Origin of the sequence: Alteromonas hispanica, assembly GCF_010500915.1 — a bacterium.
GTDB classification, from domain to species: Bacteria; Pseudomonadota; Gammaproteobacteria; order Enterobacterales; family Alteromonadaceae; genus Alteromonas; species Alteromonas hispanica.
Genome location: NZ_JAAAWP010000003.1, coordinates 67343 through 81079, shown reverse-complemented (window position 1 = coordinate 81079; position 13737 = coordinate 67343). Strand labels below are relative to the sequence as shown.

Annotated in this window: 14 protein-coding genes; 5 read left to right on the top strand and 9 right to left on the bottom strand. The window is 46.0% G+C overall.

All coding sequences use genetic code 11. The features are described 5' to 3' along the window. The first annotated feature begins 375 nt into the window (after positions 1-375). Positions 376-2013, top strand: a complete 1638-nt coding sequence (gene panP / locus GTW09_RS05905) for a pyridoxal-dependent aspartate 1-decarboxylase PanP (protein WP_071980799.1) — start codon at positions 376-378, stop codon at positions 2011-2013. A gap of 68 nt (positions 2014-2081) precedes the next feature. On the opposite strand, the gene panC is transcribed toward panP, so the two are convergent. From panC to sfsA, 7 genes are all read right to left on the bottom strand, one after another. Further along, positions 2082-2930 carry a pantoate--beta-alanine ligase gene (panC, locus tag GTW09_RS05900; RefSeq protein WP_163110833.1) on the bottom strand — a complete coding sequence of 283 codons (849 nt, stop codon included), beginning with the start codon at positions 2928-2930 and terminating at the stop codon, positions 2082-2084. Positions 2931-2992: 62 nt separating this feature from the next. Further along, entirely contained in the window at positions 2993-3787 is a 795-nt protein-coding gene (gene panB, locus GTW09_RS05895; RefSeq protein WP_163110831.1) for a 3-methyl-2-oxobutanoate hydroxymethyltransferase, read from the bottom strand. Positions 3788-3837: 50 nt separating this feature from the next. Further along, the gene (gene folK, locus GTW09_RS05890; RefSeq protein ID WP_163110829.1) at positions 3838-4335 is read right to left on the bottom strand and encodes a 2-amino-4-hydroxy-6-hydroxymethyldihydropteridine diphosphokinase; all 498 of its coding nucleotides are present in this window, start codon (positions 4333-4335) and stop codon (positions 3838-3840) included. Continuing rightward, positions 4328-5647, bottom strand: coding sequence for a polynucleotide adenylyltransferase PcnB (gene pcnB, locus GTW09_RS05885; protein ID WP_163110827.1), 1320 nt, complete (start codon positions 5645-5647; stop codon positions 4328-4330). Before pcnB ends, folK begins: the two co-directional genes overlap by 8 nt. Before the next feature lie 101 nt (positions 5648-5748). After that, positions 5749-6684 carry a tRNA glutamyl-Q(34) synthetase GluQRS gene (gene gluQRS, locus GTW09_RS05880; protein ID WP_239059295.1) on the bottom strand — a complete coding sequence of 312 codons (936 nt, stop codon included), beginning with the start codon at positions 6682-6684 and terminating at the stop codon, positions 5749-5751. 162 nt (positions 6685-6846) lie between these two features. Then, the gene (gene dksA / locus GTW09_RS05875) at positions 6847-7296 is read right to left on the bottom strand and encodes an RNA polymerase-binding protein DksA (protein ID WP_032094966.1); all 450 of its coding nucleotides are present in this window, start codon (positions 7294-7296) and stop codon (positions 6847-6849) included. Between the two features lie 219 nt (positions 7297-7515). Beyond that, positions 7516-8232: a DNA/RNA nuclease SfsA gene (gene sfsA, locus GTW09_RS05870; protein WP_163110825.1), complete on the bottom strand. Its 717-nt coding sequence runs from the start codon at positions 8230-8232 to the stop codon at positions 7516-7518. A 123-nt stretch (positions 8233-8355) separates the two neighbouring features. Between sfsA and pepB the strand changes: the two genes are divergently transcribed. Further along, positions 8356-9639, top strand: coding sequence for an aminopeptidase PepB (gene pepB, locus GTW09_RS05865; protein WP_163110823.1), 1284 nt, complete (start codon positions 8356-8358; stop codon positions 9637-9639). An 84-nt stretch (positions 9640-9723) separates the two neighbouring features. On the opposite strand, the gene GTW09_RS05860 is transcribed toward pepB, so the two are convergent. Continuing rightward, positions 9724-9906, bottom strand: a complete 183-nt coding sequence (locus GTW09_RS05860; RefSeq protein WP_071980791.1) for a helix-turn-helix domain-containing protein — start codon at positions 9904-9906, stop codon at positions 9724-9726. A gap of 351 nt (positions 9907-10257) precedes the next feature. Between GTW09_RS05860 and GTW09_RS05855 the strand changes: the two genes are divergently transcribed. Next, positions 10258-10860: a YhgN family NAAT transporter gene (locus tag GTW09_RS05855; protein WP_071980790.1), complete on the top strand. Its 603-nt coding sequence runs from the start codon at positions 10258-10260 to the stop codon at positions 10858-10860. Next, a complete protein-coding gene (locus GTW09_RS05850; RefSeq protein ID WP_071980789.1) occupies positions 10861-11442 on the top strand; it encodes a YjaG family protein in 582 nt (193 codons plus the stop codon). It abuts the gene before it with no gap. 11 nt (positions 11443-11453) lie between these two features. Here the strand turns inward: GTW09_RS05850 and rsmD are convergent, their stop codons facing one another. Next, positions 11454-12143 (bottom strand): 16S rRNA (guanine(966)-N(2))-methyltransferase RsmD, encoded by a 690-nt coding sequence (gene rsmD / locus GTW09_RS05845; RefSeq protein ID WP_163110821.1) that lies wholly within the window; start codon positions 12141-12143, stop codon positions 11454-11456. Positions 12144-12209: 66 nt separating this feature from the next. On the opposite strand from rsmD, the gene ftsY reads away from it, so the two are divergent. Further along, positions 12210-13733: a signal recognition particle-docking protein FtsY gene (gene ftsY / locus GTW09_RS05840; RefSeq protein WP_163110819.1), complete on the top strand. Its 1524-nt coding sequence runs from the start codon at positions 12210-12212 to the stop codon at positions 13731-13733. Positions 13734-13737 lie beyond the last annotated feature (4 nt).

Below are 13737 nucleotides of genomic sequence, written 5' to 3'. Positions count from 1 at the left end.
TGCCAGTAGCAACGTGTGGCACCGCCAAAAGTACAATTAAATGCTGCTGGTAACCACTTGGCGAAAATTGTAATCTAATGTAAAGTGCGTTCCCCTAAAAGTCATGTGACCGCGGCATGAAAGTGAAATGAAAACTTTCAGGGCGGGTAACCAATGGGTTTAGTTAAAGCGTATTTGCTGCCTTAAAGTAGCCTGCGAAAAAACTTAAAGTAGCCTGCGAAAAAGTAGTGCAGCACTACCTTAAAAGAAGATTAGAGTGGGGTTGGTCTGGCATAACACCGCCTACTATGTTCGTTGAGAGTCAGTTTTGTTGAAGATGAAATGGGTTCCCAGCGAATTAACCTTATATATGTTTGTTGAGAGAGGGTGTGTTTAGTGGGTGAAGCGCAAGTAAGTTTAGAGCACCTGTTTAGGGTCTTTACCAAGCCTGAACACAAAGACTCAAAGCTAGCTCAGATTGAGCAGCATTTATCAGACAATATTCTAGATTTTCTGTCTCAACACGTTGTGACGAAAAAAACGTCGTTGGAAGAAGTTGAAAAAGACTTCTCAAATTCCAAGGTACCAGAATCACCGGAATTCGTATCAACCCATGCTGAAAGCTTACTAGATAAGCTGGTGGCTCATTCTGTAAACACTTATTCGCCTACCTTCATTGGGCACATGACATCCGCTTTACCCTATTTTCACCTGCCACTTTCTAAACTTATGGTGGGGTTGAACCAAAACCTAGTAAAAATAGAAACATCAAAAGCCTTTACGCCTCTTGAGCGCCAGGTAATAGGCATGATGCACAATTTGGTGTACGACCAACCTGAGAGCTTCTATGACGAGCATCTTCACAGCGCGGCACATTCGTTAGGTGCGTTCTGTTCTGGTGGCACCATCGCCAACATTACAGCGTTATGGGTGGCGAGGAATAAGTTATTAGGGCCACAGAAAGGTTTTGCCGGCGTAGCTAGGGCTGGATTAGCAGCTGCATACCGTTTTCACAACATCAATAATGTGGGCATTATGTGTAGTAAGCGCGGCCATTATTCTTTGTCCAAAGCCGTTGATGTGCTGGGCATTGGGCGCGAACAGTTACTCACATTACCTGCGCCGAATCAAACCTTAGACCCTGAAAAAGCGCTGCGTGCCGGTAAGCGCTATCAGGAAGAGGGCAATAAGCTGCTCGCTATCGTAGGCGTGGGCGGTACTACTGAGACTGGGCATGTCGACCCGCTGAACGAACTTGCCGATGTAGCAAAAGAATTGGGCTGTTGGTTCCATGTCGATGCTGCATGGGGAGGAGCAACTTTGTTCTCTTCTCGCTATCGCGATCGTCTCAAGGGAATTGAGCGCGCAGACTCGGTAACTATAGATGCACACAAACAAATGTATGTGCCTATGGGCGCAGGTATGGCGCTATTTAAAGACCCCGAAAATGCCAACACCGTAAGGCACCACGCGCAATATATATTGCGTGAAGGCTCGAAAGATCTCGGTGCAACTACCCTTGAGGGATCGCGTAACGGTATGGCTATGATGGTTTACTCGGCGCTGCATATCTTTGGTCGCAAGGGCTACGAGTTGCTCATTGACAGCAGTATCGACAAAGCGCATGACTTTTCGGCCATGATCAATAAGGCGCAAGACTTTGAATTAACCACCACCCCTACGCTTTCTTTGCTCACCTATCGCGTTTGCCCCGCTGAAATTCAACAAATTTTAAAAACTGCATCGCCTAGCATGCAAAAAGCTATTAATGAGAAAATTGATGCTTTGGTGGTTGCGGTACAAAAACAACAGCGAGAGGCGGGTAAGTCGTTTGTTTCTCGAACGCGGCTAGAAGCGCCAGATTATCCGTCGCAATGTATAACAGTATTTAGAGTTGTGCTGGCGAACCCACTCACAAGCCACAACGACCTTGCGGCGATCCTAGCCGAGCAGCATATCATTGCGAAGAAAACGAAAGCATGGCGCTCGCTTATAGACTTTGTTAACAGCAACGACATGCAGAGTATTGCGTAAACGCACAGCTAGAGTAAAAGCCGGAAAATTCAAAACTGTTAGGTAGCAAGGTTAGAAAATAACGCTACCTAACGTTCAATGTGCAAGTTATCTATCAAACGCGTGGAGCCCATGAATAGGGCGGCTACAATGGCGATATGTTTATCGGCTGAAGTGGCTGGCTGTAAGGTGGTGGCGTTTACAATGCGGACATAGTCGTTTTTAAACCCGCGGGCTTCAAGGTTTTCCACCATAGATTTCTCGATATCAGCAAACGATAACTGTCCCTCTTCAACCAAGGCTTTTGCCTGCTGCATTTCTTTATAAAGCGAGCGTGCGGTGTCTTTTTCTTTTTCACTGAGATATCCATTACGAGAGCTCATCGCAAGGCCTGAAGACTCTCTCTCAGTTGGCACACCATGTACATTTACGGCCATAGATAAATCTTGCACCATGGTGCGAATAACCTGCAGCTGCTGGAAGTCTTTTTCACCAAAAAACGCATCGTCAGGCTGGACCATATTAAAAAGCTTGCTCACCACTGTGGCTACGCCACGGAAGTGACCTGGCCGACTGGCGCCGCACAATACATCGGAAATGCCGGGCACTTCTACAAAGGTTTGCGCCTGAAGGCCGGAAGGGTACATATCGCTGACACTCGGTAAAAACAGAGCGTCCACACCGTTTTCAATTAGCTTGGCTTGGTCGGCTTCTATCGTTCGAGGGTAGGCATCAAGGTCTTCGTTAGCGCCAAACTGCATAGGGTTAACAAAGATACTTACAATAACAATATCGTTGTGTGCTTTTGCCCGCTTAACCAGTTTTAGATGACCATCGTGAAGGTTGCCCATAGTAGGAACAAAGCCAATAGAGCTGCCGTCGCGTCTATAGCTTGCCACCAATTGACGCAATGATGAAATATCACTCACTATTTGCATAGAATCCTCTCGTTCAGCTTTGTTTTTTATTTATTTTGCTTCTCAGTAAGGGGCTATACGCCCTAGTCAAAGCTGTGCTGGGGCGAAGGGAATTCGCCACATTTTACTTCATCAATATATTGTGCAACGGCTTTGCGCATGTCGCCGGTTTCAACCAAGTAGTTCTTGGAGAACTTCGGCATATAATTGGCGCTGATACCAAACATATCGTGCATCACCAAAATTTGACCGTCGGTGTCTTTGCCCGCACCAATACCAATCACTGGAATGCTCAATGCTTCACTAATCATTTTTCCTAAAGCAGAGGGAACGCACTCTAGCACCAAAAGTTGAATACCGGCTTTCTCTAGTGCCTTGGCTTCTTCGAGCAGCTTTTGCGCCTGTTCACTGTCTCTACCTTGCACCTTAAAGCCACCAAATACATGAACAGACTGAGGGGTGAGGCCTAAATGTCCGCATACGGGGACGCCTCTTAAGTTTAGCCCTGAGATAGTGTCACACAGCCAGCTACCGCCTTCCATTTTAACCATGCTAGCACCCGCAGCCATGAGAACCGCAGCGTTTTGGTAAGTTTGTTCAGCAGTGGCATAAGACATAAACGGCATGTCAGCGATAACAAAAGCCCGCTGTGTGCCTTTTCTTACGCTTTTAGTATGGTAAGCAATGTCTTGTATAGTAACGGGTAAGGTGTCGTCTTCACCTTGTAAAACCATGCCCAACGAGTCGCCAATTAGCAAAGCATCTATGCCTTGTTCATCAAACATTTTCGCAAAGCTGGCGTCGTACGCAGTTAAAGAGGTAATCTTTTCACCCGCCTGCTTTTTCTTAAGCAGGCCAGAAACAGTAACTTTCTTCATGACATGGTCCAGATATTTATATCGTGTGGCGAACTATACGGATTTTGCCGTTAATTGGAAGTACGCAAGCGGCGTAAGCCATCGAGAGAGCAGTTAGCAACCCAGTTAGCAATTGGCTTTCCATCTTTCATCACCATGGTTGGGGCTATTTCAAATAAGGGCACCATGACGAACTCTCGCTCGGCCATGCCATAGTGAGGAATAATTAAATCTGCGGTATCAATCTGTTGACTTCCGTACAGCAAGATATCTAAATCTAATGTACGAGGACCCCATCTATCACCCTTTCGCTCTCTTCCACATTCCAGTTCAATACGCTGTAACTGCTTTAAAAGGCTGTGGGGCTTTAACGTTGTTTCTATCAAACATACAGCATTGATGTAGTCTGGCTGGTCCTGAGGTCCCATGGGCTTACTTGCATACAGTGAGGACTTCTTTAGAACGCGCGTATCTTCAAGGTTGTCAATAGCTTCAAAGGCATTATTTGCTTGGCTTTCGCTATCTCCAAGGTTACTTCCTATACCAATATAAACATGCTCTTTATGCATCAGTGTCTCTCTTAGCAGGGCGGCGCTTGCGCTTTTTGCGAGGGGCTCCGCCTGAGCCTTCTGAGCGTTTAAGAGCGTTTAACATGCTCTTTTGTTTTCCATTTTCAGCATGTTGAAAATGAGTCCACCATTGGGCAAGCTCTAATAGTTCGCCGCCTTCTGTTTGTCCTCTAGCGAGTAAGAAGTCGTAACCTGCTCTAAACTTAGGGTGAGTAAGCAACTGAAATGCTCTTCGGCCAAAACGCTTGGGTAAACGCTGCTGCAAAATCCAAATATCTCTTACCACCGTTGAGAAACGTTTCGGGATCATAATGCGCTGAGTTTGCTTGGAAATAACTTCCCCAGAGGCGATATTAAATGCATCATGAGCGTTAAGCCCCGATTCTAACTGTAATCGCTGTGAATGCTCTTCAACTGGATACCACAATAAGGCCGCATATAAAAAGGCTGGGGTAACCCGCTGCTCGTTGTTAATCCGCTCATCTGTGTTGGCAAGTACACGACGCACAAACTGCATTTCCTTGCTGTTTTCGTCTTTTAGGAACGGCGCGAGCTGAGGGAACAGTTGGTCAATTAAACCAAACTCTCGCATCATCAAAAAGGTCTCTTCACCCTTGCCAGATAAGAACAGCTTGAGGCTTTCCTCAAATAGGCGCGCGGGTGGAATGTTTTGCAGCAAGCTCGCTAGCTTCTTAATGGGCTGCGCGGTAGATGGCTCGATACGCATAGATAGCTTAACAGCGAACCGCACAGCGCGAAGCATGCGTACAGGATCTTCTCGATATCGGGTTTCTGGATCGCCCATAAGGGCAACTTCGCGTTTCTCAATGGCGGCAAGGCCATTTGCAAAGTCTTTTACCGTAAAGTCTGCCACGCTGTAATACATGGCGTTGAAGGTGAAATCTCGGCGTTCAGCGTCTTCTTCAATAGAACCAAACACATTATCTCTTACCAGCTGGCCGTGTGCATCTTGAGAGCCCGTTGCTTTATTTTTCGGCGTTTCATCACTCTCATCGGTTTCTTGATGATGACCCCGGAATGTAGCAACTTCGATGATTTCTCTACCAAAAACAATATGAGCAAGGCGAAATCGACGGCCAATAAGACGGCAGTTTCTAAATAGGCCTTTAATCTGTTCTGGGGTGGCATTGGTCACCACATCGAAGTCTTTAGGCTCGTAGCCCATCAATATATCGCGTACGCAACCTCCGACTAAATACGATTCGAAGCCTGCTCCGTTAAGGCGGTACATGACCTTTAACGCATTTGCACTAATATCTTCACGAGAGATTCCATGCTCACCCCGAGTCATAATTCGAGGTTTTAATGTGTTGTCAGACGAGGCATCCTTTGAGAATGCACGCTTAACAGATTTGAAAACACGATGAATGATGGCGATATCTCCGCAAAATATTAAGGATGGCTATAATAAGTGGATTCATGCTGAGGAACAATAATTTCGGGCGTTTTCACTACTTTTTTCCTATCCCATATCGAAATAGCGTAAGACAAAAGTGCGTCTACCGAATCGAAGTCTCGTGTTTTAACATCGCAGAACCCTAAAAATTGAAGTGCCGCTACAATATTTTCTAACGCTCTGGCGTTATTAATAGGGCTAGCGTGATTCTGCTTGCTTAACTTTCTTCCTGGCGCGACTGCTGCTACGGGAACATGTCCATACTGAGGTGCAGTAAATCCTAACGCCTCATACATACTTAAATGAAGAGGGGTAACCTCTATTAAGTCGCAGCCTCTAATAATATGCGTCACCCCTTGATAAGCGTCATCGAGTATAACCACTAAATTATAAGAGAAAAGCTGGTCTCTGCGTTTTATCACCACATCTTCTGAAGGACGAGGCGAGAGCGCAATGTCCTCCATAATTACATCGGTGGAAGGTAAAAGCTGACCATCAAGCTTTAAGCGCACTGCGAGTTCGTGCTCGGCGGGAACAAGATTTTTGTCGCGACATTGCCCGTTATAAATACCGCCCATTGCCGTAATCATTTTCCGCGTGCAGCTGCAATAATAAGCTCGCTGGTCATCTAATAGTGAGTTGAGAACCTGCTGATAACGTTCGTGCTGCTGGCTCTGATACATTACTGTACCGTCCCATTTCAATCCGTGGGCTTCTAAACTCATTAATATTTCGCGGTCGGTTCCAGCTATGCATCTGGGTTCGTCGATATCCTCCATTCTTACCAGCCATTCTCCGCAGTGATGCTTAGCATCCAGGTAGCTTGCTAGTGCGGTGACTAATGAGCCAAAATGAAGCTGACCCGATGGGGAGGGAGCAAAGCGACCTGTGTATTTTGCATCAGTAGGCGACATCGATTGCGGGTTAAGCATGCTTCGGGATTATAAATAAAGAAGCGCAAGAAGGTAAGCGGCAACAGGGCTTATGGCGTGTGCGTACACGTGGAATACTAAAAAGCCCCACCATACCGTGGCGAGGCTTTTTAATTGACAAGCAAATCGACACAAACATCGATAGATTCAAGGTGATAAAAATCAGCCTTGAAGCTGCTTTTCTTTAATTTCAGCCATTGTCTTACAGTCGATACATAAGTCGGCTGTAGGGCGGGCTTCAAGACGACGAATACCAATTTCGATACCGCATTGGTCGCAGAAACCAAAATCGTCTTCTTCAATACGCTTAAGCGTTTTTTCAATTTTCTTTATTAGCTTGCGCTCGCGGTCTCGCGTGCGAAGTTCCAAACTGAACTCTTCTTCTTGTGCTGCACGGTCGACGGGATCAGGGAAGTTCGCTGCCTCATCTTTCATGTGCGTTACGGTGCGGTCAACCTCTTCGCGAAGTTGGTTACGCCACGCTCTTAGCAAAAGACGAAAGTGTTCCATTTGGGGGTCGCCCATGTACTCTTCGTCTGCTTTAGGCTGATAAGGCTGTAGCCCCGCCAGCGCTAATAGTCCTAGGGATTTTGTTTCTTTTCCTGTTGGCATGTGCCACATCTCCTACACTACGACATCCAATTTGTCCCAATTGACCGATATCTATATCAGACTCGACAACCTCAGGCAATCAATTGTGTCTATGTAATTATTATGCTGGTATCTCTTTTTACGATTAGCCAGCTTGGCTACCAGCAAACGCATTAGTGCGTTCTCCCACCAAAACAAGGCGCAAATATGAAGCCGAAATGAAAAAAATCAACCTATTTTTTATAAAATAATAGGGAGTGATTGATTTATCTCGATTTTTTGTTCATTAATCACGCAGCCCATCGCCAGTATTTTTACACCTGCACGAGCGGCTATCTTTACGCTTTCAGCGTAGTGCGGATCAATATGCTTGGCAATACTGACAGACGCTATGGCGGTATGTTGTACACAAAACAGCAACGAGGTGCTAATTCCCTCATCGGCTAAGCGTGCCAGTTCCAAACAATGCTTGGCGCCTCTCTGGGTTACAGCATCAGGAAAATATCCTCGTGGGCCATCGGCCAGAGTGACAGATTTGACCTCTACATATTCCACTTCGCTGTTTCCGGTGGTGTCGTTTCGAGTTATCGCAAAATCAAATCGACTATTCGCTGTAGGGGGTGTTACTTCTGCTTTCCAGCCTGATAAGTCAGAAAATTCCTCAATCACCTTGTTATTCAGAGCTTCTGCCACCAACTTATTAGCATTGTGGGTATTAATTCCGATAAAGTGGTCGTCGAATGTTTTCGCCACTTCCCAAGTATATTTTAATTTACGTTTCGGGTTATCAGACTCACTTAGAAAAACGGTATAACCTGGCTCAGCGCATCCTGTCATTCCCCCAGTGTTAGGGCAGTGGGCAGTGACAATCTGGCCGTCCGCAAGCTCGACGTCTGCAAGAAAACGTTTGTACCGTTTTATCAGCGTACCGCGTATAAGCGGTTGTGAAAAATTCATGATTCTCCTTACATTGAGAGAACAAAAGTGTTGTAAGCATTACCGGCTGGTAAGATTACTAACGAAAAAGCCGATTGCCCAGCATAATGAAAGCGAACAACAGTATATAAGGATTAAAACATAATGGCAGAATTTACCGTTAGTCTTTCTAAAACCTCAGCGACAGCCGCATGGGGAGACAATGCAAAACTTTCTTTCGTAGAGTCGGGGGCTGTTATTCACCTTCCCGACGATGGCGTTAACGAGCGCACCATCCAACAAGCGGCAAGAAAACTAGATGGCTTGGGTTTACCTCATGTTGCGCTAACAGGCGAATGGAGCAAAGAGCAGCAGTGGGCTTTTGCGCTAAGTTTCACACGAGCCAGAAACCCAGCCAGTATCTCTTGGGCAAACAACGACGATAAAGCGGCGTTAGAGCAAGAATATGCGGCACTATTGTTCACCAGACAATTGGTAAACGATACGCCTGAAGATTTGAGCCCGGAAACACTAGCCCAGCGCGCAGCCGACTGGCTTAAATCATTGGGTAAAGAAAACGTAAGCTACACCATGACAGTGGGAGAGGAACTCAAAGAGCAAGGCTGGGTAGGCATTTACAACGTCGGCCGCGGAAGCGAACGACCTCCTGCAATGTTAGTGCTTGACTATAACCCAACAGGTAACAGCGACGCCGCAGTCGATGCTGTTCTTGTTGGTAAAGGTATTACCTTTGACAGCGGCGGCTACAGCATAAAATCAAGTGAAGGCATGCTTGATATGAAATGTGATATGGGCGGTGCTGCCACGGTTACAGGGGCTTTAGGCCTAGCAATAACCCAAGGAATAGAAAAGCGAGTTCAGCTTATTCTGTGCTGCGCAGAGAACTTAATTAGCGGTCACGCATACAAGTTGGGGGATGTGCTTACTTATAAAAATGGCGTGACTGTTGAAGTGGTTAACACCGATGCAGAAGGACGCCTTGTGTTAGCCGATGGTCTTATGGCAGCGACAGACACCGGAGCACCACTGATTATCGATGCTGCAACACTGACAGGGGCGGCTATGGTAGCTTTAGGCTCAGATTATCACGCAGTTTTTTCAATGGACGACTCTGCCACACAGCAAATGATGGATGCTGCTAATGCAGAAAATGAGCGCTTCTGGCGCTTACCACTAGAACCATTCCACGCCGATCGCTGTCCGTCAGCATTTGCCGATACGGCCAACAGTCGCCCGATGAAAGGCGGCGGTGGTGGTGGGGCGTCTAATGCCGCAGGGTTTTTGTCTCGCTTTGTGAAGCCAGAGGGGTGGATACACTTAGATTTGGCCGCGGCATACCACGGCGGTGCCACTGCTGAAATGCCAGTAGGTGCTACTGCGAAAGGAATACGCTCAATTGCACGGCTTTTACACAACTACAGTGCGTAGAGCATAGGTTTACCAAGTTAAAGACAAAGCAGTAAGGGAACGTGACAACTACGTTCCCTTTTCATTTGAAAAAGCTTGAATGTATCAGATGCCGCCTAATCGCTCTGCAAGAGTTTTGTAACGTTCAACATCGGCACTGTCAAAAAGCGGTTTACCGTCGGTGTCCTTTTCTTTTGATATCAGAAGGCTCTCTCTTTCCAAACGTTCCACTCTTACATCTTGAACGCCGAGAAAAGCGGCAACTTCGTTCACTGTCATCAAGCTCATTGTTTCTATTCCGTATGCTGTTTTTATTGTGTATTTTCGCTGCTAGCTAAATTTTTAGCCATGGTTTATCTAGCATAGTCAGACTAGAAATAAATGCCTAATTTTTTATCTAAACTTGTTTCAGCATTTACCTGTTTATTGACAGGCCTTTCGCAATAACTTGTATGTAATACGATGTAAGGAGAGATGATTTTTATAAACAACTGCGGGCAGCAAATTTGTAGTTAAATCACATAAGCTATTTTTAAGCGCGCGCAGTTAGTTTACCATTGCAACGTTTAACCAAGGCTTGGCGCAATCTCAGCATCTTTAGAGCCTTTTTAGCTTCTTTAACTACCGGAGATAACTGGCATGGATACATGGTCTGCTGCTGTAATGCTTTTTCTGATCATGGATCCCTTGGGCAATTTGCCTGTGTTTATGTCGGTGTTGAAGTCTATAGAGCCTAAACGAAGACAGTTTATTTTGATCCGCGAGCTTCTATTCGCTCTGGGTATCTTATTCTTGTTTTTATTTAGTGGTCAGTCCGTTCTCAACTTCTTAAATGTGGAACAAGAAACCGTGAGCATTGCTGGTGGTATTATTCTGTTTCTCATTGCACTGAAAATGATTTTTCCTTCTTCGGGAAACCCAAGTGGTCTTGCGGTGGGCGAAGAACCGTTTCTCGTTCCTCTTGCCATTCCCATGATAGCTGGGCCCTCAACCCTTGCTGCGCTAATTCTGTTAGCAAATCAGTCGCCAGATCGCATGGTCGACTGGTCTATTGCGCTAGCAGCGTCTTGGTCTATTAGTGCTGTTATTCTGATGTTTTCGAACGTATTTCATAAAATATTGGGAGAGCGTGGTTTAGTTGCCATGGAGCGATTAATGGGTATGATCTTGGTTATGATTGCCATTCAGATGTTACTTGATGGTGTTACTAAATACTTTATTCATGCCGCTGGAGCACTTTAAATGGCAAAGCAAAAATTAAATACATTTGGTCGGGTGAGAGCATTAGAAGGCTTTAAAGCTATTGCTTTTGCTGCAGCGCTACTAGAGCGAATGCTACCAAACTATGCGCTATTTTGTGAGGTAACCGATTCTGGCGATGCCGCCGCGCTAAGAAATTGCCTTAACTTGGTTTGGGAAACGCTTAAGTCACCGAAAAGCAAATTCAATATTGCCGTTCAGCTTGAAAAGGTAGAGCTTGCTACTCCAGACACGGAAGAGTTCGACAATTACGGTGTTTATCCTGCCATTGATGCAGCCATTGGGCTTGCCTCCTTATTAAACCTTGTTGCAGGTGACGACCCGCAAGGTGCGGTAGTGATTAGCAAACTATCTCAAGGTAGTGTTGAGGCATACTTACTTGCCACAGGGGAGGCCGATGACGACTCAGTGAAGGAGCACCCGTTAATGGCGTTTGAAGTAGAAGTGCAAAACGAAATGCTAGATTATATTGAGCAAGCAAAATCTTCAGCAAAAGCCGCCGATGAGATGCGAGCGCTCGCTCTTGAAGCTGGTATGTCCAATATTGGCCTTGATTTAAGCTAGGTCAGCACACGCTAGGCACTTTCTTGTTCTGGCGGGGTTGACTCGCCTACTTCAACAAGCATGTATACCAAAGAACCTGTTCGCTTCTCTTTAACCACCTGCCAGTGGCTAGGGAGCGACAGTGACGTCAGTTCGGTTTCGTGCTCGATGTAAATCATGCTGCCTTTAGACACAATATTGGCGTTGATTATTTCACTGACTACAGGCTCTACCAAACCTTGATAAAACGGCGGGTCGATAAAAACAATATCGTACTGCGTGCCTGTAAGCTGTTTGATAACCTTCAAAGCATCGCCTTGATGGACCGATGCTACGTCTGAATTTGCTACGTTCAGTGTTTGTAGATTTTTACTCAACTGCTCGCTGGCTTGCCTGTCGAGTTCTATGAAGTCACACCGTTTGGCATAGCGAGATAAGGCTTCCAAACCTAAACCTCCCGACCCAGCAAAGCAGTCTAAACACTGGGCATCGTTAACATAAGCCATCAGCCAGTTGAACAAGGTTTCTTTGTTTCTGTCGGTAGTGGGCCTAAGTCCCTCGGCATCAAGTACCGGGAGTCGTTTTCCACGCCACTGGCCGCTAATAATGCGAATTAGCCCTCTCTTTTTCCTGTCAATTTTTGCAGGCTGACGTTTTTTTGTAGAAGATATGGCCCTAGATGGGCGAGAGGCTCGCTTCATAGTGACTGACAGTGGTATCATGCTGTTATAGATTAGACGGCAAGTGTAGCCGAATTTGTTCAGAATTTATAAGGATTTGTCCTAACAATGTCGAAACTTTTTGGCTGGTTCAGCAAGAACAAAAAAGCGGAAAAACAAAAAGAGCAGCAGGCGAAAGAGCACTCTGCAGAAGAAGCGGCAGTCTCGGCTGAAAAATCAGCTAGCGAAGAGACAGCCACAGCGCCGCAGCAAAAAGAGGAAGTACCCTCTTTAGCGTCCGAGACGACAGATGGTAACGAAGCTATACGCGATACTATTGTCGACGCTGTTGAAAGCACTGTTGAAGACGCTAATAATAACGATAGTGCAGTTACTGCCGCTCCAGAAAGTATCAGTGAATCTGATTTTGTCGAGGCAACCGCAGAGCCAACAGAAAACGATGACGCAGCAAAAAGTCAGGCACCGCTAGACTTTTCTTCTGCTGACGATGATGCGAGTGAAAGCATAAATCAAGCTGTAGATAGCGAGCAAAAACAAGCAGACAAGTCACAGGTGCAACCACCGTCCAGCAATCCCCCTCCTGTTGAAGAAGCTTCCACTGCCAGTGTTGAAGATGAGAACACTGTTGCAAATACCGGCGCTGAAGATACCGTCGCCGAAGAGCCACAGCCAGCAAAAGAAAAGAAATCTCTATTTGCTCGACTAAAAGAAAGCCTATCGCGAACCAAAGAAAATATTGGTAGCGGTATTGTTAGTTTGTTTAAAGGCAAAGTCATTGATGATGAGCTGTATGAAGACTTAGAAACTCAACTGCTTGTTGCTGATGTAGGCATGGACACTACGCAAAAAGTTATCAATCACCTTACTGAAAGTGCATCCCGAAAAGACTTGAAAGATGCCGAGGCACTGCTCGATATCCTAAAACAGCAAATGTCTGGAATGCTTGCTAACGTCAATGAGCCGTTAAATGACGTGTTACAGAAGCACAATGCCGAAGAGGGCCCATTTGTTATTTTGATGGTGGGCGTAAACGGTGTGGGTAAAACCACCACTATAGGCAAGTTAGCCAAGCAGTTTCAGCAACAGGGCAAGAAAGTCATGTTAGCAGCGGGCGACACCTTCCGTGCAGCTGCGGTAGAGCAATTGCAAGTATGGGGCGAGCGTAACAGTATTCCCGTTATTGCCCAGCATACAGGGGCAGATAGTGCGTCGGTTTTATACGATGCCCTTGAAGCCGCAAAATCCAGAGGCTCTGATATTCTTATTGCGGACACCGCAGGGCGTTTACAAAATAAAGATAACCTTATGGAAGAGCTGAAAAAAGTGGTTAGGGTAATGAAAAAGCTCAACCCTAACGCGCCACATGAAGTTATGTTAACGCTAGATGCCGGAACTGGCCAAAATGCAATCAGTCAGGCCAAGTTGTTCAACGAAGCTGTAGGCTTAACCGGTATAACGTTAACTAAGTTAGATGGCACAGCAAAAGGCGGCGTGATTTTCTCTGTAGCCGATCAATTCGGCATACCAATTCGATACATTGGTGTGGGCGAGGGAATTGACGACTTACGTCAGTTTGACGGTGAAGAGTTTATTGATGCCCTGTTTAGCGAGCTAGATACGCCAGCAAGTTAGGGTA

What these genes read in the sequence shown, in the direction of transcription:
- pepB (WP_163110823.1), top strand. Translation starts at nt 8,356, where the DNA reads ATGGCAGAATTTACCGTTAGTCTTTCTAAAACCTCAGCGACAGCCGCA.
- pcnB (WP_163110827.1), bottom strand. Translation starts at nt 5,647, where the DNA reads ATGACTCGGGGTGAGCATGGAATCTCTCGTGAAGATATTAGTGCAAAT.
- dksA (WP_032094966.1), bottom strand. Translation starts at nt 7,296, where the DNA reads ATGCCAACAGGAAAAGAAACAAAATCCCTAGGACTATTAGCGCTGGCG.
- GTW09_RS05860 (WP_071980791.1), bottom strand. Translation starts at nt 9,906, where the DNA reads ATGAGCTTGATGACAGTGAACGAAGTTGCCGCTTTTCTCGGCGTTCAA.
- ftsY (WP_163110819.1), top strand. Translation starts at nt 12,210, where the DNA reads ATGTCGAAACTTTTTGGCTGGTTCAGCAAGAACAAAAAAGCGGAAAAA.
- rsmD (WP_163110821.1), bottom strand. Translation starts at nt 12,143, where the DNA reads ATGATACCACTGTCAGTCACTATGAAGCGAGCCTCTCGCCCATCTAGG.
- panB (WP_163110831.1), bottom strand. Translation starts at nt 3,787, where the DNA reads ATGAAGAAAGTTACTGTTTCTGGCCTGCTTAAGAAAAAGCAGGCGGGT.
- gluQRS (WP_239059295.1), bottom strand. Translation starts at nt 6,684, where the DNA reads ATGCTTAACCCGCAATCGATGTCGCCTACTGATGCAAAATACACAGGT.
- folK (WP_163110829.1), bottom strand. Translation starts at nt 4,335, where the DNA reads ATGCATAAAGAGCATGTTTATATTGGTATAGGAAGTAACCTTGGAGAT.
- GTW09_RS05855 (WP_071980790.1), top strand. Translation starts at nt 10,258, where the DNA reads ATGGATACATGGTCTGCTGCTGTAATGCTTTTTCTGATCATGGATCCC.
- panC (WP_163110833.1), bottom strand. Translation starts at nt 2,930, where the DNA reads ATGCAAATAGTGAGTGATATTTCATCATTGCGTCAATTGGTGGCAAGC.
- sfsA (WP_163110825.1), bottom strand. Translation starts at nt 8,232, where the DNA reads ATGAATTTTTCACAACCGCTTATACGCGGTACGCTGATAAAACGGTAC.
- GTW09_RS05850 (WP_071980789.1), top strand. Translation starts at nt 10,861, where the DNA reads ATGGCAAAGCAAAAATTAAATACATTTGGTCGGGTGAGAGCATTAGAA.